The organism is Micromonospora sp. NBC_01655 (genome assembly GCF_026339755.1).
Classification (GTDB): Bacteria; Actinomycetota; Actinomycetes; order Mycobacteriales; family Micromonosporaceae; genus Micromonospora.
In genome coordinates, this window is record NZ_JAPEQF010000001.1 from 3,235,462 (window position 1) to 3,258,801 (window position 23,340).

Consider the following 23,340-nt stretch of genomic DNA (forward strand, 5'->3'; position numbering starts at 1 on the left):
TGGCCGGCCCGCGAAAAGCGTATGCAGATTGATCAATGGCTTGTAGTGTGGGCCCGTCGTCTCATACCCCTGGAAGGGAAGTGGGCATGTCCAGGATCACCGTTCGCGTGCTCGGCGCCCTCGGCGCGAGCGTGCTCGCCGCGACCCTCGGCGTCCTGGCGGTCGCCGCGCCTGCTCAGGCGGCGTCCCGCGATGGAATCTGCGACGCCGGGGAGTTCTGTTACTACTACAACAGCGACCACGCGGGGTCGATCTCCGATCACACCGGATCGCTGGCCGACTACGGCTCGACCCAGCCGGACTGCTACGAGTTCAAGGGCGCCGGCAACGGCCAGGGCCTGTGCATCAAGAACAATGCCGCCTCCGTGTGGAACCGCACCGGCAACACGGTGCGGGTCTACTACAACAGCGACTACGACGGCTCCTACGCCCACCAGGACTTCGCGCCGGGCGCCAAGGCGAACCTGAACGCCACGCTCAAGAACAACAACGCCTCCCACCAGCTGATCTCTGCCGGGACGACCTACCCGGCCAAGGACGACTACCCGTACAAGGGTCAGACCACGGGTATCGATCCGTGGAACTTCTACAAGGGGCAGTGCACCAGCTTCGCCGCCTGGGCGCTGCGGAGCCGGGTCGGCGTGGCCTTCCACAACCAGTACGCGGGCCAGGCGCGGTGGGGCAACGCCAAGGAGTGGGTCGCCGCTGCCGGGAACGCCGGCGTGCCGGTCTACAACAGCCCGAAGGCCGGTGACATCGCGGTCCGCCTCGGTGGCACCTACGGTCACGTCGCCTTCGTCACCAGCGTGAATTCGAACGGCTCCTTCGAAATCGACGAGTACAACTACCTCTACGCCGACGCGTACAGTCACCGGACGGTGACGGTGGGAACTACCAACAGCCAGTTCTCCAAGTTCATCCGCTTCAAGTGACCTGCTGGCCCAACTGAGGCATGCGGGCACGCCAGCCCGGCGGGGTGGGCGTGCCCGCACGGTCGTACGACGAGCCGCCCCGGCCGAAGAGCGAGCTGATGACGCGGCTACGGACGGCGACCACCGCCGACGAGATCGTCGAGGTGCTCTACGAGTTGAGCCGTGGCCGGCGCTGCGGAGCTGACATACCTGGCCGACCATCCCGATCCGCACCTGCGCGACGCTCTCGACAGCACCCTGCGGGCGTACCGCGGCCCCGGAGCGCGCCGGCTACGCGAGCGGTTACGGCTCGGCAGCGCCTCGGTGCCGGATCCGACCCACCACTAGGTCACCCGAAGCCTGGGGCAACCCTCGACCGGCGCGTTCCGGCCGGCGGTGCCCGACGTCCGGCGACCGCGCCGGCTCCCACCCGCACGGTCCGGGCCACGGCGAAGGGGTGGGACTCGTCCGGTTTCGGCCCGGGGCTCGAACGTGCCGGCATGGTCCCGGGGGCCACCGGTCCGCGCCGGCCCGCTGGTGTCGGTCGGCACGGTCACAGACCCCACTAGCTCGGCGGGGCGTCCTTGACGAACACGATCCCGTCAATGCTGGCGACGTGGGCCGGGTCCAGCGGGAAGTAGCCGAACCAGGGGGACACGCGGGAGGCGGGCGCCACCTCGCCGAGGACAGCGGCCAGTCGGCGGGCGTCGACGACGTATCGGTCCTCCGGGAGCGCGTACAGGAGCCCTTCGATGGTGTCCGGGGGTGGGGTGTCCACCCCGTGGTGGCGGATCGTGCCGAGGGCCGTGGCGAGGAAGGCGTACCCCTCGCCCAGTTGGGCGCTGACGATCGCCCCGGCGCTCCACCATTGCAGCGGCAGGCCGCCCATCCGCATCCTGCTCTTGTCCCGCTGGAGATGCCCGTTGTGGGCGTACACCAGCGCCGGGCCCTGCTCGGCGATGGCGAACAGGTTGGCGGCCATCATCGAATCCCGCAGCGCGCAGAGCCGCGCCAGGCGGCTCGGTGACCCGTCGGCCATCCAGAAGTGGTACCGCAGCAGCCCGGTGGCGGTACGACCGTACATGCGTGCCCGGTCCCAGTCGTCCGGTGCGGACGCCGCGATCAGGTGTGGCGTCTGCGTGTCGAGCAGGGCCACCAGGTCGTCGGCGAGCAGCCGCAGCTGCCTGGCCTCGGGCGTCTGCCCCACGGACCGGGACGGTTCCATCATCGAGGCGGGGTCGGTCCACCGGTCGTCGGCGCCGAGCAGGCGGTCGAGCGTTTCCGTGGTGCAGGGAAGCAGGTCGGCGTCAACCCGGGCGGTGAGGTAGGCGTGGAGTGCGGTGAGGGCCTGCCGGGGGCTCGCGGCGCCGGTGGTCTCCAGCGGGCCGTCGAAACCGACGAAGCGCAGCCGCTCGGACGCGGGCCGGCCGTCGTTGTACGCGCGCATCCAGCGCACCAGTTCGCGGTTGGCCGCGAAGGCACCCCATCCGTGGCTGAAGCCGCGCTCCATGACCTCGTCGAGGATGCCCGTGCCCGACGTGACGTAGTCGTCCACGACCAGGCCCATCATGCAGTCGCTCTCGATGGCGATCGCCCGGTAGCCCTCCTGCTCGACGAGTTGCCGGAAGAGGTCGTTTCGCAGGTCGAGCAGAACATCCTCGCCGTGGGTCGGCTCACCCAAGGCAAGCAGCCGCGGCCGGGCCGGGAGCAACCCCATGACGGTAGCGGCGTCGACGACATGGGCGGCGTCTTTGATAGCAGCAGTCATGCCATGAACGGTATCGTTGAACCATCGGTACAAACTTTTCCGCGACAACATCAGGCCGGTGAGACGAAACCTTCAAAGTGGCGGACAACTCAGGCCGGTTGACCTGGCCGCGAGGTTTCAGTCGGGGCACCGGATCTGGAGCGGGCCCGACCCGTGTCAGCGGCGGCGGTCGGCTCGCGCGCCGGGCGCGGCCGGTCGGCGCGTCAGTCGGGTTTGATCGCGTGGATTCGTTCCACGGTGCCGGCCTTGAGCCGTTCGGCCTCGACGATGTCGAAGCCGGCCGCTTGTACCAGGGGTAGTTGGCGGCGGGTGAAGTGTTCGCCGGCGGAGGGGACGGTGATCCGTTCGAGCAGCCACTGGGCGGCGTAGACGGGTGGCCAGGTGCTGCGGATGTGGTCGAGTAGGAGTAGCTGTCCGCCGGGGATAAGGACGCGGTGCATCTCACGGATCGCGGCGGCCGGATCGGGGATCGTGCACAGTGACAGGGCGCAGACGGCCGTGTCGAAGGAGGCGGCGGCGAAGGGCAGCCGCTCGGCGTCGCCTTCGTGCAGGTCGACGGTTCGGCCGAGGTCGACGGCCCGTTGCCGGGCGATGGCGAGCATGGCGGGGCTGAGTTCGATTCCGGTGACCGCGACGTCGGGCGGGTAGTGGGGCAGGTTGCGGCCGGTGCCGATGGCCACGTCGAGGGTCCGGCCGCGGGCGCGGGCACCGAGCCATTCCCGGCCGCCCCCGAACTGGAGCTTCTCCAGAAGGGCGATCTGCCTGTCGTAGCTGGGCGCGGCCTTGTCCCAGACGCGCCGTGCCCTGGCGGTCTGATCCGGTGCGGTGGTCACGGTACCTCCAGCGGACAGGAAGCGGTGCCGGTCGGGGGACAGGTCGACGGCGGTGCGGGCCGGACGGCGAGGCCCCGACCATAGTCACATGGCGACGCTGCGCCGCACCCGGCATCGAAGGACGCGAACCACTCGCCCCACTCGCAGGCCCCCACACCTCCCGTGACGCACGGCAGGCGCTCGACCGACGCCTGGCGGCGACGCCACCGGCATGGTGGGAGCCGCGTGCGGGCGACAGGCGTTCTGGGCCTGCGAGCGAGGGGATTTGCGAAGCGGGACACAGATCGGCTGCGATATTGTGCGCCGACAACCGCAGGAGGAAGCATGACGAGTAGAACGCCGATCGACGGCGCACCCCACGCCACGAAATTCGGCACTCTCGTCCTGGCGGTCCTGGCGGTCCTGGCGGCCGGATGCTCGCGTTCCGCAGACACCGTCGAGTCGCGGGCCACCGCCGATTCTCCGTCCAGCCCCAACCCCAGCCCCAGCACCGCAGCGATGCGACTCGACCAGCCAGAGAAGCTGCTCGGCAGTTGGAACGAATCGGTCGACCGACGACTGATCGAGCTGGCCGAAAAGAACATGGGCGCGTTCAAGGAATTCCTCGCCGGTGAGCCGACCAGCGCGGTGGGCACCGCCTACACGGCGGTCAAGGAAAAGTACTCGCCGGGGCTCGGGGTGCACCGCCCCGACGACAGCCGCTTCATCCTCCTCAGCGGGGTGTCCGGTACCGTCACCGCCCCAGAGGCGGTGCTCGACGCCGTGTTCGCCGGCCTGACAGCCGTCACCGATGTGGAGCCGGTGCAGCCGGGCCCACTCGGCGGCATTGCCCGCTGCGGCACCAGCAAGAACAAGGGCATCCGTGTTGATGTCTGTGCCTGGGCCGGCCCGCACACACTCGGCATGGTCCACTTCGGGGGCTTCGCCCGAACCGACAGCCCAGACCAGATGTTCAGGCGGATCCGCTCAGAGGCCGAGCATCCAGCAGGATGAGACAGCCTGCCATTTGCTACCCCCGCCTGATCGTCTGGCCGGGCGGACGACGGCGGCCGGTTCTCTCCGGCCGCTCGGTGCGTCAGCCAGGCAGGGTGACGCCGCCGATCGGGGCGAGCACCTCGCCGGTGTAGTAGGACGACAACTGGTCGCTGGCGAAGAAGACGTAGGAAGGGGCGATCTCGTCAGGCTGGGCGGCGCGTCCCATCGGGACCTGCTGGCCGAACTCCTGGACCTTGTCGCCCGGGAGGGTGGCCGGGATCAGCGGGGTCCAGACCGGTCCGGGGGCGACGCAGTTGACCCGGATCCTCTTCTTGACCAATGACTGGGCGAGAGAGTAGGTGAGAGCGATGATCGCGCCCTTGGTGGCCGAGTAGTCGATCAGATGGCTGTTGCCCTTGAGGCCATTGATCGAGGCCGTGTTGATGATCGAGGAAGTCTCCGGCAGGTGGTCGAGTGCTGCCTTGGTGACCCGGTAGTAGCTGTGGATGTTGACGGCGAAGGTGCGCTGCCACTGTTCCTCGGAGATCTCGGTCAGCGAGTCGGCGTTCTGCTGGTAGGCGACGTTGTTCACCAGCAGATCCAGACCGCCCAGCTCACCTAGGGTCCGGGCCACCACCTCGGAGCAGTGCCGGGCGTCGGCCAGGTCGCCGGGGATGAGCACGCAGCGGCGCCCGGTGGCCTCGATCAGTTCGGCGGTCTGTCGGGCGTCTTCGTCCTCGGTGAGGTAGGCCACGGCGACATCGGCGCCCTCCTTGGCGAACGCGATCGCGACCGCCCGCCCGATTCCCGAGTCGCCGCCGGTCACCAGGGCTCGCCTACCGCGCAGCAGGTCGCGGCCGACGTAGTCGGCCATCCGGTCGCGCGGCCGGGGATCCATGCCGGCCGATTCGCCCGGATAGGGCTGTTCCTGTGGGCCCGGTTGCGGCATGTCGTCAGAAGAAGCCATCTGCTGCCCGTACCCCCAACCTGCTGACTTATCCCAGCACCTGGCGATCACCGGTGGCGCGTCGACCGCCACGCCGCCCGCCGGGTGAGCGGCGGCCCGTCCGCCCCACCGGCAGAGGCCGGGCGAAGGCGCCGAGCCGACCGTCTGCGACTACGACGGCGAGGTGCCCGGTTTCGGGCGCCTAGAGCCGGGTAGGGCGGCAGGCGTCCGTTGGACGCGGATTTCAGGGTCAGGAGAGACAGATGAACAGAGGCACCCAACTGCTGCTGGTGGCCGCCGCGGCAGCGGCCGGCGTCGGCGCTTCGCTCGTCGCCCGGCATCGCCCTGGCGGATCGATGCCCATCCGCCACGACGGTGAGTACGTGACGATCCGCGCCGTGACGGTCGACCGGCCGGTGGATTCGGTCTGGGAGCTGGTGCGCGATCCCGACCAGTTGTCGGCGGCGTTCGATCGCCCCGTCACGGCTGAGCCGCTGGGTGAGGGCCGCGCGCGGTACCTCTTGGGCGACCCGGCCGGTGCGGGTGGGCAGCCGGTGGGGGTCATCGTCGAGGTTGCGGGCCGGGTGGCTCGGTGGCGGGTGGAGTCTGGACCGCTGGCGCACGAGGGCCGGCTGACCCTGGTCGCCGCCCCGGGCGACCGGGGAACGGAGTTGCGGGTGGAGCTGCGCTATCCCGAGGGCCGCCTGCGGCACCAGGCGGCCGTGCTGCGTGGGCGTGATCCGGATCAGCGGCTGCGGACGGTGCTGCGGCGGGTCAAGTCGATGATCGAGTGCGGCCAGGTGGTGGCGACGATGGCCGAGCCTTCGGCCCGGAGCGGGACGGCGGAGCGGGCCACCCGGGTCGTCCGGGAGAAGTTGGCGACGGGAGGGCGGCCGTGAAGGCGCTGTGCTGGGAGGGCGTCGGGAAGCTGGCGGTCCGTGAGGTGCCGGAGCCGACGATTCAGACGCCCGGTGACGCGATCATCCGGGTCCGGGCGAGCAGCGTCTGCGGCTCGGACCTGCACCTGATCAACGGTTACCTGCCGGCGATGCGGGAGGGCGACATCCTCGGCCACGAGTTCATGGGCGAGGTGGTCGAGGTCGGCCCGGAGGTTCGGCGGCTGCGCGCCGGCGACCGCGTCGTGGTCGGTTCGGTGCTGGCCTGCGGCGGCTGCTGGTACTGCCGCACCGAGCAGTACTCGCTGTGCGACAACTCCAACCCGCAACCCAACGTCACGGAAACGTTGTGGGGCCACGTCCCGGCCGGGATCATTGGCTACTCCCACGCGGCCGGCGGGTTCGCGGGCAGCCACGCCGAGTACGTTCGGGTGCCGTTCGCGGACGTGGGCGTGTTCCCGGTGCCGGACGGCGTGGCCGACGACGCGGTGGTCTTCGCCTCCGACGCGATGCCCACTGGTTGGATGGCGGCGGACTTCTGCCAGCTCTCCGGAGGTGAGGTGGTCGCGGTCTGGGGGGCCGGGGCGGTGGGGCAGATGGCCGCGCGTTCGGCCCAGCTGCTGGGTGCGGAGCGGGTGATCGTCATCGACCGGTTGCCGGACCGGCTCGCCGCCGCCGGCCGGCTGGGCGTGGAAACCGTCGACTACCGCCAGGTTGACGTGCTGGAGGCGCTGCGGGAGATGACCGGCGGGCGTGGCCCGGACGCCTGCATCGAAGCGGTCGGCATGGAGGCCCACGGCACCGGGGCGGCGTACGGGTACGACCGGGTCAAACAGGCGGTACGGCTACAGACCGATCGGCCGACGGCGGTCCGCCAGGCGATCCTGGCCTGCCGCAAGGGCGGCACGGTGAGCATCGTCGGCGTGTTCGGCGGCCTCGTGGACAAGTTCCCGCTGGGGGCTGCGATGAACAAGGCGCTGGTGCTGCGGATGGGTCAGATGCACGCGCAGCGCTACATTCCGATGCTGTTGCAGCGGCTGGCCGACGGCGAGATCGATCCCGGCTATCTCGCCACCCATCCAATGTCGTTGGACGACGGCCCGCACGGCTACGAGATCTTCGAGAAGAAGCAGGACGGCTGCGTCCGCTCGGTCCTGCACCCCGCGCGCTGAGCCGGCCGCAGTGTGCTGGCCTGGGTCCGCGCCTGAGCGTCGAGCCGACCGTCGAGGCGGGCTTGGGCTTTGTGGATCGAGGCGGTCCCGTGCTCCTGGTGCCGGCGGGCCAGATCTGCGAGTCAGTGTGACCGCCGTGGTGGTCGAATCGGTGCGGCACGGCGTACCACCGTTTGAAGCGGGACCAGTCGGAGTTGGCCCCAGCGCCGTCATCGACGGTCGCCGTGGCGAGCGGGAACCAGGCCGTCACACGCCGCGTCGGGCGGGAACGCCCGCGAGGCGACCTAACCGGTCAGCGTGGCGTGACGCCGTGGCGGTCAGCGTGGCGTGGCGCCGACGATCAGCGCGAGGCCGGTCTCCGGGTCGACCCGCTTGGTCAGTTCGGGCCCGACCTCGGTGATGATGACCTCCAGGGTGGGCCACACCTCGCCGCGGAGTAGATGCCCGCCGAGGGTGCTGCCGTCGGGCCGGCCGAGCACGGCGTGCACGTGGAGCACAGGCTCGCCGTCCCGCTCGGCCACGTCACCGAGCAGCGACAGCACCTCGGCCTGCCCGCCGATCGGGATGCGGAGGTAGTCGCCCCGATCGCGGTCGAAGTAGCCGACCTCGCCGCCGGAGAAGCCACCGACGGCGCTCACCTGGCCGGACCGTACGCCGTGCGCGTCCAGTGCCCGGCCGATGGTGCTCACCGCCTCCTCACCCTTGTCACAGACCACCACCAGGACTCGTCGGGTCTGGTGGTGCACCTCCTGAACTCGCACGCTCCCTCCTCCTTCTGAGTCCGGCCGTCCGCCGACCGGTCGGCCGTCCGCTCAACCGGCCGGCGATGTCTTCCTCCCGTCTCATGCCACCCGGTACGCCTCGGCCCGCGCGGCCCGCAGCGCCAGCCCGTTGCCGGGCGCGTCGAGACACACCGGGGCAACCCCGCCGCCGGCCCCGACAACACCATCGAAAAGCATCGACTCGATGCGGACGTGGTCGTGGAACCACTCGACGTGCCGCAGGTTCGGTACGGCCGCGGCCACCGGAAGGTGTTGGTGCGGCGCGCAGTGCGCGGACACCTCCAGCCCGGCGGCGGCGGCCACCGAGGCGGCGCGGAGGAACTCGCTGATCCCGCCGCACCGCGTGACGTCGATCTGGAGGCAGTCCACGTAGGGCGCCATCCGGTGGAAGTAGGCCAGGTCGTAGCCGTATTCCCCCGCCGCGACGTCGGGCAGCACGTGGTCACGGACCAGGCCGAGCCCCGGCAGGTCGTCGGAGCTCACGGGCTCCTCGTACCAGCGCACGTCGAGGTCCGCGGCACGGCGCATCACCCGGATGGCCTGCTTGCGCTGGTAGGCGCCATTGGCGTCGACGTACAGCTCGGCCGCGTCGCCGATGGTGCGCCGGGCGGCGGCCATCCGGCTCAGGTCGCGGGGCACCTCACTGCCACCCGATCCACCGATCTTGATTTTCACCCGGGGAATGCCCTGGTCGTGCACCCAGCCGGCCAACTGCCGATGCTGTCGATCGGCGTCGTAGGTGGTGAAGCCGCCGCTGCCGTACACGGGCACCTGGCGGCGGGCGGTGCCGAGCAGCCGGGCCAGCGGCAGGCCGTGCCGGCGGGCCTTCAGGTCCCAGATCGCACAGTCGGCGGCGGAGAGCGCCAGCCCGGCGACCCCGGGCCGGCCGGCGTTGCGCAGCCGCCGCCGCATCGCCGACCAGGCGGCCGGCACGTCGTCGGGGTCGTGGTCGGCCACCACCGGGGCGAGCAGCTCCGCCACCACGGGCACGACCGCAGTCGGGCCGTACGTCCACCCCAGGCCCGTTGCGCCCTCGGCGGCGGCCTCGACGAGCACCAGGGTGGTGCTGTCCCAGGCCAGGGTGCCGTCACCCTCGGGCGCGTCGGTCGGCACGCGGTACGCACGCGCGGTGAGACGCACCGTCACCGGCCCTTCCGCCCGGTGCGGGCCACGAGCCCGGCCAGCGGGGCGAGCGCGGCCAGCCCGACCAGGCCGGCAGCGGCCAGCCGGGCGGTCCGCGAGGGGGCCTGCGGCCGGCGGGCCCAGAACCGTTCGGGCCGGGCCGGAACCTCGTCGGCGTGCAGGCCGGCGCGGAGCAGTTCGGCGAGGTGCAGCGCCGTCCGTCCGCCGGAGGCACCCTGCTCGACCTGGGTCCGGCAGCTGAACCCGTCGGCCAGGATGACGTCGGTGTCGGCGGCGTCGCGCAACGCGGGCAGCAGCACCCGTTCGGCGCACGCCTCGGAGACCTCGTAGTGGCCAGCCTCGAAACCGAAGTTGCCGGCCAGTCCGCAGCAGCCCGAGTCGAGGAACTCCGCCCGCACTCCGGCGGCCGTCAGCACGGCCTGGTCGGCGGCGGTGCCGAGAACGGCGTGCTGGTGGCAGTGGGTCTGGATCAGCGCGTGCGCGTCGATGGACGGGGGGCGCCAGCCGGGGCTGTGGCCGACAAGCAGCTCGGCCAGGGTGACGCTCTGCTCCCGTAGCCGGGTGACGTCCTCGTCGGAGGGGAACAGCTCGTGGGCGTCACCGCGGAACACGGCCGTGCAACTCGGCTCCAGGCCGACCACCCGGGTGCCGGCCCGCAGATGCGGTCGCAGCACGTCGAGCGTGCGTCGCAGCACCTGTGCGGCGATGCCGAGCTGGCCGGTGGAGATCCAGGTCAGACCGCAGCAGACAGGCTGCCGCGGCACCCGCACCCGCCAGCCGGCCGCCTCCAGCACCTCGACCGCCGCCTGCGCGACGCCGGGATGGAAGTGGTTGGTGAAGGTGTCCGGCCACAGCAGCACCTCGCCGCGCGCCCCGTCCCCGCCCGGGGTGCGCCGGGCGAACCACCGCTGGAACGACTCGGTGGCAAAGACCGGGATGTCGCGGCGGCTGTCGATCCCGCCGGCCGTTTTGGCGATCCGGCTCAGCCCGGGCGCGTGCGCCAGGGCGTTGACCACCCGCGGCCCGAGCCCGGCCGCCGCAGCCACCAGGGGAAGCCAGCCCATCGAGTAGTGTGCGCGGGGCCGCAGCCTGCGCCGGTAGTGGTGGGACAGGAACTCCGCCTTGTAGGTGGCCATGTCGACGTTGACCGGGCAGTCCGCCTTGCAGCCCTTGCACGCCAGGCAGAGGTCCAGGGCGTCGCGTACCGCCTCCGAGCGCCATCCGTCGCCGATGACGCCGCCGCGCGCGGTGCCGTCGAGCATCTCGAACAGCAGGCGGGCTCGGCCCCGGGTGGAGTGCTCCTCCTCCCGGGTGACCATGTAGGAGGGGCACATCACGCCGCCGTCGTGCCGGCGGCACTTGCCGACCCCGACGCAGCGCAGCACGGCACGGCCGAAGTCTCCGTCATCGTCCGGGTAGCGGAAGACGGTCTGCACGCCCCCGTGGTGGTAGTCGGCGCCGAGCCGTAGGTGACTGTCCAGCGGGTAGGGCGGCATCACCTTGCCGGGGTTCATCCGGTCGGCCGGGTCGAAGATCGCCTTGAACTGGCCGAACGCGCGGGCCAGCCGGTCGCCGAACATCTTTGGTAGCAGCTCGGCGCGGGCCTGCCCGTCGCCGTGCTCGCCGGAGAACGAGCCGCCGTAGGAGATCGCCAGGTCGGCCGCGCGTTGCATGAACGACCGGAACTGGCGTACGCCGTCGGCGGTGCGCAGCCGGAACGGGATCCGGGTGTGTACGCAGCCCTGCCCGAAATGACCGTACAGCGACGCCTGCTCCAGCCCGTACTCCTGGTAGAGCTGGTTCAGGTCACGCAGGTAGTCCCCGAGCATGTCGGGCGGGACGGCGGAGTCCTCCCATCCGGGCCAGGTGTCCTCGGCGTCCGGGACGCGGGCGGTGGCCCCGAGTCCGGAGTCGCGGACCTCCCACATCCGCTGCTCGTCGGCCTCGTCGACGAACTCGTGCGCGGTCGGCCCGCCGTCGCGGCTCACCGCGGCGATCAGCCGGTCCGCGGCCTGCCGCGCCTGCTGCGGCGTGTCACCGCCGAGCTGCACCATCAGCCAGGCCCCGCCTGGCGGCAGCTCGTGCAGCGCCCTGGGGTGCAGGTTCTTGCGCCGTTCGAAGCCGACCAGCTTGTCGTCGATGCCTTCGAGCACGATCGGCCGGTGTTCCAGGATCCGGGGGACGTCGTCGCCGGCGGCGGCGATGTCCGGGTAGCTGAGGAAGACAAGGCACTGGGCCGGTACCACGGGCACCAGCTTCAGCCGGGCCCGCAGGATCGTCACCAGGGTGCCCTCCGAGCCGACCAGGGCCTGGGCGATGTGGAAGTTCCGCTCCGGTAGCAGGCTGTCGAGGTTGTAGCCGGACACCCGCCGGGGGATCTTCGGGTACCGGCTGCGCAGGTCGGCGAGGTGGTCGTCGCGCAACGCCCGTAGCTGTCGGTAGATCTCCGCCTGCCGGCCGCCGCGGCGCTGAACCTCCGCGTACTGCTCGTCGCTGGTCTCCCCGACCCACATCCGGGTGCCGTCGTAGAGCAGCACCTCCAGCGCGACGACGTTGTCGACGACCTTTCCGGTGCGCTGGGCGGTGGCGCCGCAGGAGTTGTTGCCGAGCATTCCGCCCAGGGTGCAGTGGTTGTGCGTGGCCGGGCGCGGGCCGTACTCCAGGCCGGTCGCCCTGAGTTGGGCATTGAGCGAGTCCAGCACGATCCCGGGCTCGACCAGACACGTGCGGGCCCGCGCGTCCACCTCCAGCAGCCGGTGGCAGTACTTCGACCAGTCCAGCACCACGGCGGTGTTGGTGCACTCGCCGGCCAGGCTGGTGCCGCCGCCCCGCGAGACCAGCGGCGCGTCGTGGCGGCGGCAGACCGCGACCGCGGCCACGGCGGCCTCCACCGTCCGCGGTACCACCACCCCGAGGGGTACCTGCCGGTAGTTGGAGGCGTCCGTGGAGTACGCGGCCCGGGAACCGGCATCGAAGCGCACCTCCCCGTCGACCTCGGCCCGCAGGTCGGCGGCGATAGCCGCCAGGTCGACGTCGTGCGCCGGCTCGGGTGGACGCAGCACCGGCTCGGGCAGGATCACCCGGTGGGCAGCCCCCGTGGGGCCGGTCTCACCGAGGCGCCGGCTCATGAACGCAGCTCGGTGAACTTGTCGCGAGCCACCGTCGCCACCGTGGCGAGCCGGTGCGGCTGGCCGCGCAGGAACGCCTCGGTGAAGTGTTTCGCCTGGTCGTACCTGACCTTTCCCGGCATCGGCGGCTCGTTCGGGTTGACGTCGCAGTCGACCAGCGCCGCACCGGGATGCGCCAGCGCCTCCCGGATCGCGCCGGGCAGCGCCTCGGGGTCGGTGACCTTGGCGCCGTACCCGCCGCAGGCCCGGGCCCAGGCAGCGAAGTCCGCCTCCGGCTGGCGGTGCCGCACGGCGTACTCGGGGTAGCCGAGGATGACCTGTTCCCACAGGATCTGGCCGTACGCGTTGTTGTTGTTGATGATCACCTTGATGGGCAGCTCGTGCCGGACCGCGGTGAGGAACTCCGCCATCAGCATGGCGAAGCCCCCGTCCCCCACGAAGGCGATCACCTGCCGGCCCCTGTGCGCGTGTTGCATGGCGATCGCGTACGGCAGGCCCGGCGCCATGGTGGCGAGGTTGCCGGACAGGTAGAACTCCCGGCCGCCGCGGATGGTCCAGTGCCGGGCGGCCCAGGTGGCGATGGTGCCGGAGTCGCAGGTGAGGATCGCGTCGGAGGTGGCTGCCTCGTCCACGCAACTGATCAGGTACTGCGGCGCGATCGGGTTCCGGGTCGGGTCCTGTAGGGCGATCATTTCCGAGCGCCACCTGTCCCGCTCCTGCTGGTACTTCGCCAGGAAGGACCGGTCGGTGCGGGCCTGGAGCAACGGCAGCAGTTGTCGTAGCGCCAGCCTGGCGTCGGCGGTGACCGCCGCGTCCACCGGCAGCCGCAGGCCGATCAGGCTGGCGTCGATGTCGATCTGCACGACGCGGGCCTGCCCCGGCGACGGCAGGTATTTCCCGTACGGGAAGGAGGTGCCGATCATCAGCAGGGTGTCGCACTCCTCCATCAGTTCCTCGCTCGGCCTGGTGCCGAGCAGGCCGAGGCCGCCGGTGGTGAGCGGATGGTCGTCGGGGACCACCATCTTGCCGGGGAGCGTCTTGACGATCGGGCTGGCCAGCGCCTCCGCAACCGCGAGCACCTCGTCGCGGGCATGCCGGGCGCCCACGCCGACCAGCATGGCGATCTTCTTGCCGGTGTTGAGCACCGCCGCCGCCCGGGCCAGGTCGGCCTCCGCCGCGGGCACCGGCGGCTGCGACACGACGGTGCTGCTCGTCGGCGGCTCGCCGGGGCTGACGTGCCGGTAAGGGTCCTTCCCGGCCAGGGCGACCTGCAGATCGTTGGGGAAGCTCAGGTGCGCGACGGTCCGCTTGGCCAGGGCGTTGCGGATGGCGATGTCGACCACCCCCGGCATCTGCTGCGGGTTGGTCACCATCAGGTTGTACGCCGCCACGTCCTGGTAGAGCAGCGTGGTGTCCACCTCCTGCTGGTAGCGCGAGCCGAGCACCGAGGTCTCCTGCATGCCGGTGATGGCGAGCACCGGCACGTGGTCGAGCCTGGCGTCGTACAGGCCGTTGAGCAGGTGGATGGCACCCGGGCCGGAGGTGGCGCAGCAGACGCCGAGCCGGCCGGTGGCCTTGGCGTAGCCGGTGGCCATGAAGGCCGCCGCCTCCTCGTGGTGCACCAGCACGAAGGTGAGCTTCTCCCGCTGCCGGCGGAAGCCCTCCATCAGGCCGTTGATGCCGTCACCCGGTAGCCCGAAGACGGTGTCGACTCCCCACTCCACCAGTCGTCGGGCGAGGCTTTCGCCAACGATCTCCTGCACCTCGCGCCTCCTGACCGAGTTCCACGCCCTCGCTGCCCGGTCCCCATGTTTCGGCAGTCATCCGGGCAATCTGCCGAAACAACCGGACTTCCTTCGATTGGTGGAGGCGCCGGGCGCTCCGGCGGGCTCGCCGGACCGCCCCACCGGCCGGGTCACGTCCGCCCGTCGCCGGACGAGCCGGCGTCCTCGGCCGTCGCCGTGTCGTCCGCCCGCTCGCGCTCCTGCCGCTGTCGGTCCCGCCGCCGGTCGACGATCGCCGCCAGCAGCAGCGATCCGGCGGCCATCGTCCGGCCCCAGCGGCGCAGGGCGGTGCGGATCGGGCCGGCCGGGGCGGCCGGGGGCGGGCCCGGCACCACGATCCGGTCCACCCCGGGGTACGCGAGCCGGGCGGCCGAGTCCGCCTCCTGCCGCGACAGCACGGCCCGGTTGCCGGTGACGACGAGTCGTCCGGCGTCGTCCCGGTACCGCCAGTGCCACGCGTCGCCCTCCGGCCACATCTCGATTCGATCCCCCGGCCGGTCCACGGCCGGGGTCTCCTGCCCGCCGGGGCCGTCCCCGCCCTCGGACGGCCCGGCCGGGCGGGGCGCGCAGCGGCGCAGGTCGGCGCGGGTGAGCGCGCCGACGCCGGCGGCGTCGCCGCGCCGCAGGGCCCGCGCGAGCAGGAACGCGAGCAGCCCGGCCAGGACCGGGAGGACGAGGACCAGCACCCGCAGCACGGACAGCAGGTCGTAGACGGGTAGCCGGAGCAGCCGGGCGAGGATGTCGTCCCCGGCGGCGACCACGAGCACGGCGTAGAAGGTCAGCGCGGCGACCCCGATGCCCGTCCGGGCCGGGTGGTCGCGGGGCCTGTCGAGCAGATGGTGCTGCCTGCGGTCCTTCGTCCGCAGCCGTTCGGCGAACGGCCAGGCGTAGAGGGCCAGGAAGGTCACCCCGCCGAGCACGACGCCGGGAAGGAACGGCGCCGGCACCAGGTGCCCGGCGATCCGGAACTCCCAGGGCGGGAAGAGGCGCAGGGCGCCGTCGCCCCAGGCGACGTACCAGTCCGGCTGCGCGGGCGAGGTGGCCTGGGCCGGTTGGAACGGGCCGTACATCCAGACCGGGTTGATCTGTACCAGACCGCCGAGGGCGAACAGCACCGCGAGCACCCAGGCGAACAGCGCCAGTGAGCGCAGGGTGTAGCTCGGCCACAGCCGCGACCCGACCACGTTGTGCTCGGTGCGCCCGGGGCCGGGGAACTGGCTGTGCTTCTGCCGGATCAGGATGCCCAGGTGCAGGGAGATGAGGACGACGAGGACGGCGGGCACCAGCAGCACGTGGCTGACGTACAGCCGCGGGATCATCACGTCGGAGGGGAACTCGCCGCCGAGGGCGAGCGACGCCAGCCACGCGCCGACCAGGGGGATCGACTCCACCACCGAGACGATGATCCGCAATCCCAGGCCCGAGAGCAGGTCGTCGGGCATGGAGTAGCCGGTGAACCCGTTGGCCAGCGCCAGGGCCAGCATCGTCACGCCGATCAGCCAGTTCAGCTCGCGGGGCTTGCGGAACGCCCCGGTGAAGAAGATCCGGCTCAGGTGCAGCAGGATCGCCGCGGCGAAGACCAGCGCGGCCCAGTGGTGGGTCTGCCGGATCAGCAGCCCGGCACGGACGTCCCAGCTCAGCCGCACCGTCGACGCGTACGCGGCGGAGGTGGTGGCGCCGTCCAGCGGGGCGTAGTCGCCGTGGTAGACGCGGTCCGCGCTGCTGGCCTCGAAGAAGAAGGTGAGGTAGACGCCGGTGAGTACCAGGGCGACGAACGAGTAGAGCGCGAGTTCGCCCAGCATGAACGACCAATGGTCGGGAAAGACCTTCGCCAGCGCCCGGCGGGCGATCGGGGAGAGCCGCAGCCGGTCGTCGAGTGCCCGGGCCAGCCGGTCGGTGATCACGGCCGGCTCCAGAAGCCGGCGCCGGGCGGGCCGGTGAAGTCCCCGGCGGCGCGGAGGAAGCCGTCCGGGCCGACCTCGATCGGCAACCCGGGCAGCGGCCGGGCGGCCGGTCCGGCCACCGGCCGGGCATCGGCGAGCAGGTCGAACGACGACTGGTGGCAGGGGCAGAGCAGGCGCCCGGTGCCCCTGAGGTAGAGCCCGACGGGGCATCCGGCGTGCGTGCAGAGCAGCGACCAGACGGCCAGCCCGTCGAGGTGTCCGCCGGAGGGCTGCCGGGAGAAGCGCCCAGGTTCGAGCCGTACCGCGAAGGCGGGGCCGTCGCCGGCGTCGACGTGCCCCTCGGGAAAGACCCCGACCATGGTGTCGGCGGGGACGTCCTGCGGGCGCAGCGGCCGTCCGCCGGCGTCGACCAGCCGCACGCCCGGTCCCCAGGGGGTGTCCGTGCGGGCCCGGACCGGGCGGACCCGGTCGAACGGCAGCAGGGAGCGCAGCGGGAACAGCGCGGCGGCGCCGAGCGCGGTCAGCGCCAGCCCGAGCGCCGCGAGCAGGCCCCGGCGCCGGACGGGACTGTCCGGGGCGGTGAGCGCCCTGGTGGTCATCGTCTGCTCGAACGGGGGTGGGGCGAACCCCTCGTGCTCCTCGACGTAACCACCGGTCGGCACCAGGTGCCGCCCCCACTGGGACAGTCCCACGGCTAGGCCGGCGAAGGCCACCGAGAGGGTGACCCCCTCCCACCGGGTGTCCCCGCCCAGCACGTACGTCACGGCGAAGCCGACCGCTCCGGCGGCACCGGTCAGGAAGGCGGCGACGATCCGGCGGCTCGCGGCGCGCTCCGCAGGCGGCGGACGCCGGGTGCTCACTCTCCGGCCCTCCGGCCCAGCCACCGGGCGGCGGCCACCAGCAGGCCGAGGGTGGCCAGCCAGGCGACCAGCCCCTCAGCCAGCGGTCCGAGGCGGTCCAGCGGGTTGCCGCCCCGGTCCATCCGCTCGCCGCGCAACCGGCGCACGTAGGTGGTCACGTCGTCGACCTGCCGGTCGTCGAGAACCTGGCTCGGGAAGACCGGCATCAGCCCGGGGCCGACCCGGACCGCCTCGGCGATCTGCACCGCGGTCGCGTCGTACAGCGGGGGAGCGGTCCAGCCGTTGGTGAGGGCGGCGCCCGCGCCGGTGGCCCCGTGGCAGGGCGCGCAGTTCGCTGCGAAGACCTCGCGGCCGGAGACCGGGTTCCCCGGGGCGACCCGGGGGATCTGCGGCCCTCCGCCGCTGAGGCTGGCGACGTGGTCCACCAGCGCGGCGATGTCCGCGGCGGAGAACACCGGCTCCCTGCGGCGGGCCTGCTGCGCTTCGTGCGACAACGGCATCCGTCCCGTGGCGACCTGGAAGTCGACCGAGGCGGGGCCGACCCCGACCAGGGACGGTCCCCGCTGCGCGCCCTGACCCTGCTCGCCGTGGCAGCTCGCACAGTTCTCCAGGTAGAGCTGAGTGCCTCGGTCTGCCGCCCGGGAAGCCGCGCCCGGGCCGGCCACCCCGGGGGAGGCGGTGGGCTCGGGCGTCGGCGCCGCGCCGAGGGCGACCGGTCCGGCGGCGAGCACCAGCACCGCGCCCACGGCGAGGGCCCGGCGCGGGCGGGGCGCGACAGGCCTGGCTGAGGATCCGCGTGGTCGCCGCACCGTCAGTCCAGAGTGAGCAGGTAGGCGGCGATGTCCTGCGCGTCGATCGCGTCGACGCCCAGGTTGGGCATCGCGGTGCCCGGCTCCACGTCGTGCGGGTCGGAGATCCAGCGCCGCAGGTTGTCGGCGTTGTTGGGCAGCTCACCGGCGATGTAGGAGCGGGCGCCGAACCGGGTCAGCGGTGGCCCGACCAGACCGTCGGCGCGCCCGACGCCAGGGATGGTGTGGCAGGAGCCGCAGCCGTACCGGGCGATCAGTTCCGCGCCCCGGTCCGGCCGCCCGGCCCGGGCCTCGGGTGGTGGCGGGGGCGCCGCCGAGGAGCAGCCGGTGACCGTCACGGCCGGCGGGAGGGCGAGGGCCACCCCGAGCGCCCAGATCCGACGGGACACGTTCATCGCCGTTCTCCTTCCGTTGCCGCGCTGGCCGGCACCGCAGCGGTGCCGGGGCGCGTCGCGGTCCGGGGCAGGCCGGCGGGCCGGTCGCGGTCCAGTTGCCGCAGCCATCGCAGGAACACCGTCAGCGTCACGACCAGCACGACCAGGTCCATCGGCGCCCACATCAACAGGCCAGCCAGTTGTTGGTCGGCCAGCGGGTCGGCGCCGAACACCCGGGCGGGATAGACCGGCGCCGGGGCCAGGGTGAGCACCGCCCCGAGCGCCGAGGCCGGCAGCATGGTGCCGACCAGGGCCAGCACCGCCACCGGGGCAGGTGCGCGGTGCCGCGGCGGGCCGAGCACCGGTGCCCAGAACGACCAGGCCGCGGCCAGGAAGCACAGGTGCTCGGCGGTGTGCGTGACCGGGTGGTCCACCGCCGCGGTGTACGGCTCCGGCAGGTGCCAGAACCACAGGACGATGCTCTGCCCGCCCCCGGCCAGCAGGGCGTACGTGGTGGGGCGGCGCAGCCGGCGCACGGCCGGCGTCACCCGCCAGCGGGCCAGCAGCCGGCGCAGCGGCACCGGCGCGGCCAGGGTCAGCGGCAGCCCCGCCCCGCCGGCCGCCAGCAGGGGGCCAGCCACCAGCAGGAACAGCATGTGCTGGGTCATGTGCCCGGCGAACGAGGACTCCGCCAGCTCGTGTGCCGGTCCCTGCTCGGCGGCGAGCACCGTCAGCACCCCCACGCCGAACGCGGCCACCCGCCAGGGTGGCACGATCTGGCCGGCGCCACGGCGGGCCCACAGCTCCTGGACGCCCCGCCCGTAGCCGGCCACCAGCAGGCAGACCGGGACGACCGCCAGCATCGTCAGCAGGCCCTCGGCCACCGTTTCCGGGCCGGGCTGGTGGGCGAGGTCGGCGCTCAGCGTTGACATGGCGGCAGCACCAGCACGGCGACCCCGCCGAGCACGATGATGGTCAGGAAGAGCAGGTTGGCCCAGATCCCCAGGGTGGCGAGCATCCGTGCCCGGCCGAACGCCCGGTCGTCCGCGCCGGCCTCCTGTGCCTGGGCGGTGCGCCGCCAGGCCAGGGCGGCGACCAGCAGCGAGCCCACGGTCACCAGGGCCGGGACGACCACCGCGAGCCCGACGGCCTGCCAGAGCGGCACGGCGGAGACGCGTTCGGAACCGGCAGCGCAGGTGAGCTCGTCGAGGCTCCAGCCGGCGAGCAGGTGCACCGCCCAGGCGACCGCGCCGCCGAGCACGCCGTACCAGAGCAGCAGCCCGCCGGTCAGGCGGGCCCGGGATTGGGCTCGGGTGGTCGTCACAGGCGTGGGGTGAGATAGATGGTGAACAGGATGGCGGCCCACACGGCGTCGACGAAGTGCCAGTAGATGGCGGCGTTGCGGACCCGGTCGTGGCGGTGCGCGCCGAAGCTGCCGCCGCGCAGCGAGGCGGCGAGCAGCCAGCCGATCATGGTCAGTCCGATCAGGACGTGCAGCCCGTGGAAGCCGGTGATCAGGTAGAACAGCGAGCCGTACGCGTCGGTGGTCATGGTGAACTGCCGGAGCTTCTCGGCGTACTCGGTGGCCTGTAGGGCCAGGAAGGTGATCCCGAGCAGCATGGTGGCGGCCAGTCCGGAGCGCAGCCGCCACCGCTGGCCACGCCGGATGCCGTGTTCGGCCCAGAGCATGGGCAGGCTGCTGGGCAGCAGGACTGCCGTCATCACCAGCGGCTTGAGCAGGCTGGGAGCCTCGATGCCGGGCGGGGGCCACTGCGGGCCGTACTGGAAGCGCAGGTAGTAGTAGCTGCCGAGCAGGCAGGCGAAGAGGGTGGCCTCGGTGGCCACGAACATCACCATGCCCCACCAGCCGGTGGACCGTCCGGCCGGCAGTTCGGCGCTGAGCGATTCGGCGCGGGTCGCGGCCGTCACGATGCCGGCCGGGTCCGTCATGCCGTCACCCCCAGTTCCTGGTCCGGGCGGCGCGGTGGCCAGAGCCACACCGCGATGGTCACCACCACCACGAGCACGGCGACCGCCGCCACCGGATACCAGGCGAGGAGCATCGAGGTGAAGAACAGCAGCAGGGCACCGGCGAGCAGGAGCGGCTGCAGGCTCGACTCCGGCATCTCCACCGCCCGCTCCCGGTGCGCGTCCAGCTCGCTGGTGAGCAGGGTCCGGCGGCCCTCGCTGAGGACGCGGTCCGCGCTCGCGCCCGGGCCGGTCGACTCGGCGGTCCGCTCGTCCCAGGTCGGGTGCAGGCTGTGCACGCGGGGCAGGACGGGGAAGTTGTACGGCTCGGGCGGCGACTGGGTCGACCATTCCAGGCTGTCGCCGCTCCACGGGTCCGGCGGGGCGGGTTTGCCCCGGCGCACAGCGTGTACCACGCCGACGAGTACGAGTAGCAGCCCGACGGCGAGTAGGTACGACCCGACGGTGCTGACCAGGTTCCACCCGTCCCAGCCGGGCTCGCTGCGGTAGGTGTAGACGCGGCGTGGCATGCCGAACAGGCCGTAGAGGTGCATCGGGAAGAAGGTGACGTGCATGCCGGTGAAGATCAGCCAGAACGCCCACCGGCCGAGCCGCTCGCCGTACATGCGGCCGGTGATCTTCGGCAGCCAGTAGTAGATGCCGGCGAGCATCGGGAAGACCGCTCCGCCGATCAGCACGTAGTGGAAGTGGGCCACCACGAAGTAGGAGTCGGTGACCTGCTGGTCGAAGGCGGTCAGGGCGAACATCGTGCCGGTGAAGCCGCCGAGCACGAAGGTGACGATGAAGCCGATGACGAACAGCAGCGGCACCTTGAGCACCAGCCGGCCGAGCAGCATGGTGGCCAGCCAGGCGAAGATCTGGAGCCCGGACGGGATGGTGATGATGGTGCTGGCCGCGCTGAAGAAGCTGTACGACAGCTGCGGCAGCCCGGTGGCGAACATGTGGTGCACCCAGACGCCGAACGAGATGATCGCGATCGCCACGATGGCCAGCACCACCAGCGGGTAGCCGACCACGCCGCGGCGGGTGAACGCGGGCAGCACGGCTGAGACGATGCCCAGCGCCGGCATGACAATGATGTAGACGTCCGGATGGCCGAAGATCCAGAACAGGTGCTGCCAGAGCAGCACGTTCCCACCGGCGGACGGGTCGAAGAAGTGGGTGTCGAACCGGCGGTCGAGGAAGAGCATCGCGTTGTCGAGGTTCAGCGCCGGCAACGCGAAGATCACCATGAACGCGGTGGCCACAATCGCCCAGACGAACAGCGGCACCCGGTTGAGCGACATCCCGGGGGCGCGTAGCTTGAGCGCGGTGACGATGAAGTTGATCGCGCCGGCGGTGGTGGAGATGCCGAGGAAGAGCAGCCCGAGGGCGTAGACGTCCATGTGCAGGCCAGGAGTGTTCTGCTCTCCGGTCAGCGGTGCGTAGGCGAACCAGCCGTTGTTCGGCGCGGCACCGAAGGGCAGGCTCGACCACATGAACAGCCCGGCGAACAGGAAGACCCAGTAGCCGAACGCGTTCAGCCTGGGGAAGGCCATGTCCCGGGAGCCGATCATCAACGGCACCAGGAAGTTGCCGAAGCCGAAGAGCATCGGGGTGGCGAACAGGAAGATCATCGCCGTGCCGTGCATGGTGAACAGCTGGTTGTACTCCTGCGGTGACACCACGCCCGCCTCGGGCCGGGCGAGTTGGGTGCGCATCGCCAGGGCGCTGAGGCCGGCGAGGGCGAAGAAGAACCCGGCGGTGACCAGGTACCGCCGGCCGATCCGCTTGTGGTCGACGGTGCTGAACCAGGCCCGCAGGGAGGGCGGTTCGGCCCAGTGTTCCGTGAGCCGGGCCAGGTCCGCCGGGCTGACGGCGGGCGACGGTGTGGTGGTGGGCATGTCCTGTCACCTATTCCAGCGACCGCAGGTAGGCGATGAGGTCGGGCAGCCGCGCGGCGTCGATCGGCTGCGGGGGCATGGCGTTGCCCGGCTTGGCCGTCTGGGAGTTGGCGATCCAGCCGCCGAGGTGGCCGGCGTCGTTGGGCACCGCCCCGGCACCGATGCTCCACCGTGAGCCCACGTTCGACAGGTCGGGGCCCACCCGCCCCTCGGCGCCGGTGCCCCGGACGGCGTGGCAGGCGGCGCAGGTGCCCTGCACGAACGCCTGCCGGCCGCGGCGCTCGGCGTCGGTGCCGGGCTCCCGGGCCGGGGCGTCCAGCCGGGCCAGCCAGGCGTCGTAGTCGGCGCGGGGTTGCGCCACGACCAGGAAGGCCATGTGGGCGTGCTGGGTGCCGCAGTACTCGGCGCACTGACCCCGGTAGCTGCCGGCCCGCTCCGCCCGCAGCCAGGTCTCGCGGGTCTCACCGGCGATCAGGTCGGTCTTGGGCATGAGTTGTGGCACCCAGAAGCTGTGCAGCACGTCGGCGGTGCGCAGCCGTACCCGCACCTGTTCCCCCACCGGGATGTGGATCTCGTTGGCGGTCGCTCCGGACGCGCCCGGGTAACGCACCTCCCACCACCACTTGTGGCCGGTCACCTCGACGGTGGGCGCTTCTGGGCCGGGTCCGTCGCCGAGCGCGGCCAGGTCGCGCAGGCCCACCCCGTAGACGGCGACGAGGATGACCAGCGGCAGGCCGGCGCCAGCGATGGTGACGAAACGCAGCGGCTGGCCGTGCCGTACCCGGGCGGTGCCCCGCCGGAACACCAGCGCCCAGATCAGCAGGGCCATGACCTCGACGAAGACGGCCATGGAGATCCAGAAGAGCAGCCACCAGAGGCCGGCCACCCTGGCCGATCCGGTGCCGGCGGGATTCAGGGCGGAGGGCGAGTCGCCGGCGCAGCCGGCGAGCAGGAGCAGGCCGAACAGCGCGATCGGCAGCGAACGACGTGATCGTCCGCGCCGCCGGGTGTCCCGGACGGCGCTGACGGTCAGGTCCGCTGTCGTCTCCACCGGAAGCGATGCTAGGAGCTTTAAGCCGTTTATGGCGCTTTATTCCGAATAGCATCGTTCACGCGCTTTGGGGGCTTACGGTGGACGGGCAGGAATCCATCCGGCAAGCGCCTGCGGCGCGGACAGGGAGAT

21 protein-coding genes are annotated in these 23,340 nt (G+C 71.9%); 5 read left to right on the top strand and 16 right to left on the bottom strand.

Translation table 11 applies throughout. From position 1 onward, the window contains the following. Positions 1–86: 86 nt before the first annotated feature. Together OOK41_RS15165 and OOK41_RS15170 are read left to right on the top strand one after the other, a co-directional pair. Positions 87–932, top strand: a complete 846-nt coding sequence (locus tag OOK41_RS15165; RefSeq protein ID WP_266265536.1) for a CHAP domain-containing protein — start codon at positions 87–89, stop codon at positions 930–932. Between the two features lie 162 nt (positions 933–1,094). Then, the gene (locus OOK41_RS15170; protein ID WP_266265538.1) at positions 1,095–1,259 is read left to right on the top strand and encodes a hypothetical protein; all 165 of its coding nucleotides are present in this window, start codon (positions 1,095–1,097) and stop codon (positions 1,257–1,259) included. Positions 1,260–1,476: 217 nt separating this feature from the next. Here OOK41_RS15170 and OOK41_RS15175 read toward each other — a convergent pair whose 3' ends face one another. Both OOK41_RS15175 and OOK41_RS15180 read right to left on the bottom strand, forming a co-directional pair. Beyond that, positions 1,477–2,679 (bottom strand): erythromycin esterase family protein, encoded by a 1,203-nt coding sequence (locus tag OOK41_RS15175; protein ID WP_266265540.1) that lies wholly within the window; start codon positions 2,677–2,679, stop codon positions 1,477–1,479. Positions 2,680–2,882: 203 nt separating this feature from the next. Next, entirely contained in the window at positions 2,883–3,512 is a 630-nt protein-coding gene (locus OOK41_RS15180; RefSeq protein WP_266265543.1) for a class I SAM-dependent methyltransferase, read from the bottom strand. A 324-nt stretch (positions 3,513–3,836) separates the two neighbouring features. Here OOK41_RS15180 and OOK41_RS15185 point away from each other — a divergent pair, with 324 nt between their 5' ends. Next, positions 3,837–4,505 (top strand): hypothetical protein, encoded by a 669-nt coding sequence (locus OOK41_RS15185; RefSeq protein ID WP_266265545.1) that lies wholly within the window; start codon positions 3,837–3,839, stop codon positions 4,503–4,505. Between the two features lie 82 nt (positions 4,506–4,587). Here OOK41_RS15185 and OOK41_RS15190 read toward each other — a convergent pair whose 3' ends face one another. Beyond that, positions 4,588–5,454, bottom strand: a complete 867-nt coding sequence (locus OOK41_RS15190) for an SDR family oxidoreductase (protein ID WP_266265546.1) — start codon at positions 5,452–5,454, stop codon at positions 4,588–4,590. 242 nt (positions 5,455–5,696) lie between these two features. Here OOK41_RS15190 and OOK41_RS15195 point away from each other — a divergent pair, with 242 nt between their 5' ends. Both OOK41_RS15195 and OOK41_RS15200 read left to right on the top strand, forming a co-directional pair. Continuing rightward, a complete protein-coding gene (locus OOK41_RS15195; RefSeq protein ID WP_266265548.1) occupies positions 5,697–6,332 on the top strand; it encodes a cyclase in 636 nt (211 codons plus the stop codon). Next, positions 6,329–7,501 carry a zinc-dependent alcohol dehydrogenase gene (locus OOK41_RS15200; protein WP_266265550.1) on the top strand — a complete coding sequence of 391 codons (1,173 nt, stop codon included), beginning with the start codon at positions 6,329–6,331 and terminating at the stop codon, positions 7,499–7,501. Before OOK41_RS15195 ends, OOK41_RS15200 begins: the two co-directional genes overlap by 4 nt. 317 nt (positions 7,502–7,818) lie before the next feature. On the opposite strand, the gene OOK41_RS15205 is transcribed toward OOK41_RS15200, so the two are convergent. From OOK41_RS15205 to coxB, 13 genes are all read right to left on the bottom strand, one after another. Beyond that, positions 7,819–8,262: a PPC domain-containing DNA-binding protein gene (locus OOK41_RS15205; protein WP_117670227.1), complete on the bottom strand. Its 444-nt coding sequence runs from the start codon at positions 8,260–8,262 to the stop codon at positions 7,819–7,821. Between the two features lie 81 nt (positions 8,263–8,343). Then, entirely contained in the window at positions 8,344–9,429 is a 1,086-nt protein-coding gene (locus OOK41_RS15210) for an enolase C-terminal domain-like protein (protein ID WP_266265553.1), read from the bottom strand. Then, complete coding sequence (locus OOK41_RS15215) at positions 9,426–12,554, bottom strand: FAD-binding and (Fe-S)-binding domain-containing protein (protein WP_266265556.1); 3,129 nt, start codon at positions 12,552–12,554, stop codon at positions 9,426–9,428. The genes OOK41_RS15210 and OOK41_RS15215 overlap by 4 nt, the downstream gene beginning before the upstream one ends. After that, entirely contained in the window at positions 12,551–14,317 is a 1,767-nt protein-coding gene (locus OOK41_RS15220; RefSeq protein ID WP_266265558.1) for a thiamine pyrophosphate-dependent enzyme, read from the bottom strand. The genes OOK41_RS15215 and OOK41_RS15220 overlap by 4 nt, the downstream gene beginning before the upstream one ends. A 152-nt stretch (positions 14,318–14,469) precedes the next feature. Beyond that, positions 14,470–16,242 carry a cytochrome bc complex cytochrome b subunit gene (locus tag OOK41_RS15225; protein ID WP_266265559.1) on the bottom strand — a complete coding sequence of 591 codons (1,773 nt, stop codon included), beginning with the start codon at positions 16,240–16,242 and terminating at the stop codon, positions 14,470–14,472. After that, a complete protein-coding gene (locus tag OOK41_RS15230; protein ID WP_266265560.1) occupies positions 16,239–17,102 on the bottom strand; it encodes a ubiquinol-cytochrome c reductase iron-sulfur subunit in 864 nt (287 codons plus the stop codon). Before OOK41_RS15230 ends, OOK41_RS15225 begins: the two co-directional genes overlap by 4 nt. Next, entirely contained in the window at positions 17,099–17,848 is a 750-nt protein-coding gene (locus OOK41_RS15235; RefSeq protein ID WP_266265562.1) for a c-type cytochrome, read from the bottom strand. Before OOK41_RS15235 ends, OOK41_RS15230 begins: the two co-directional genes overlap by 4 nt. Positions 17,849–17,913: 65 nt before the next feature. Next, the gene (locus tag OOK41_RS15240) at positions 17,914–18,306 is read right to left on the bottom strand and encodes a cytochrome c family protein (protein WP_117670238.1); all 393 of its coding nucleotides are present in this window, start codon (positions 18,304–18,306) and stop codon (positions 17,914–17,916) included. Then, on the bottom strand, positions 18,303–19,217 hold the full coding sequence (locus OOK41_RS15245) for a cytochrome c oxidase assembly protein (RefSeq protein WP_266265565.1): 915 nt from the start codon (positions 19,215–19,217) through the stop codon (positions 18,303–18,305). Before OOK41_RS15245 ends, OOK41_RS15240 begins: the two co-directional genes overlap by 4 nt. After that, positions 19,205–19,609, bottom strand: a complete 405-nt coding sequence (locus OOK41_RS15250) for a hypothetical protein (RefSeq protein ID WP_266265567.1) — start codon at positions 19,607–19,609, stop codon at positions 19,205–19,207. The genes OOK41_RS15245 and OOK41_RS15250 overlap by 13 nt, the downstream gene beginning before the upstream one ends. Beyond that, positions 19,606–20,235, bottom strand: a complete 630-nt coding sequence (locus tag OOK41_RS15255; RefSeq protein ID WP_117670243.1) for a heme-copper oxidase subunit III — start codon at positions 20,233–20,235, stop codon at positions 19,606–19,608. The genes OOK41_RS15250 and OOK41_RS15255 overlap by 4 nt, the downstream gene beginning before the upstream one ends. Next, positions 20,232–22,157 (bottom strand): cytochrome c oxidase subunit I, encoded by a 1,926-nt coding sequence (gene ctaD / locus OOK41_RS15260; protein ID WP_266265568.1) that lies wholly within the window; start codon positions 22,155–22,157, stop codon positions 20,232–20,234. The genes OOK41_RS15255 and ctaD overlap by 4 nt, the downstream gene beginning before the upstream one ends. Before the next feature lie 10 nt (positions 22,158–22,167). After that, positions 22,168–23,208, bottom strand: a complete 1,041-nt coding sequence (coxB, locus tag OOK41_RS15265; protein ID WP_266265569.1) for a cytochrome c oxidase subunit II — start codon at positions 23,206–23,208, stop codon at positions 22,168–22,170. Between the last annotated feature and the right edge of the window lie 132 nt (positions 23,209–23,340).

Bases quoted from the DNA above. Each gene is read 5' to 3' on its own strand.
- OOK41_RS15165 (WP_266265536.1), top strand. From the start codon at position 87: ATGTCCAGGATCACCGTTCGCGTGCTCGGCGCCCTCGGCGCGAGCGTG.
- OOK41_RS15175 (WP_266265540.1), bottom strand. From the start codon at position 2,679: ATGACTGCTGCTATCAAAGACGCCGCCCATGTCGTCGACGCCGCTACC.
- OOK41_RS15185 (WP_266265545.1), top strand. From the start codon at position 3,837: ATGACGAGTAGAACGCCGATCGACGGCGCACCCCACGCCACGAAATTC.
- OOK41_RS15190 (WP_266265546.1), bottom strand. From the start codon at position 5,454: ATGGCTTCTTCTGACGACATGCCGCAACCGGGCCCACAGGAACAGCCC.
- OOK41_RS15195 (WP_266265548.1), top strand. From the start codon at position 5,697: ATGAACAGAGGCACCCAACTGCTGCTGGTGGCCGCCGCGGCAGCGGCC.
- OOK41_RS15215 (WP_266265556.1), bottom strand. From the start codon at position 12,554: ATGAGCCGGCGCCTCGGTGAGACCGGCCCCACGGGGGCTGCCCACCGG.
- OOK41_RS15240 (WP_117670238.1), bottom strand. From the start codon at position 18,306: ATGAACGTGTCCCGTCGGATCTGGGCGCTCGGGGTGGCCCTCGCCCTC.
- OOK41_RS15245 (WP_266265565.1), bottom strand. From the start codon at position 19,217: ATGTCAACGCTGAGCGCCGACCTCGCCCACCAGCCCGGCCCGGAAACG.
- OOK41_RS15255 (WP_117670243.1), bottom strand. From the start codon at position 20,235: ATGACGGACCCGGCCGGCATCGTGACGGCCGCGACCCGCGCCGAATCG.
- ctaD (WP_266265568.1), bottom strand. From the start codon at position 22,157: ATGCCCACCACCACACCGTCGCCCGCCGTCAGCCCGGCGGACCTGGCC.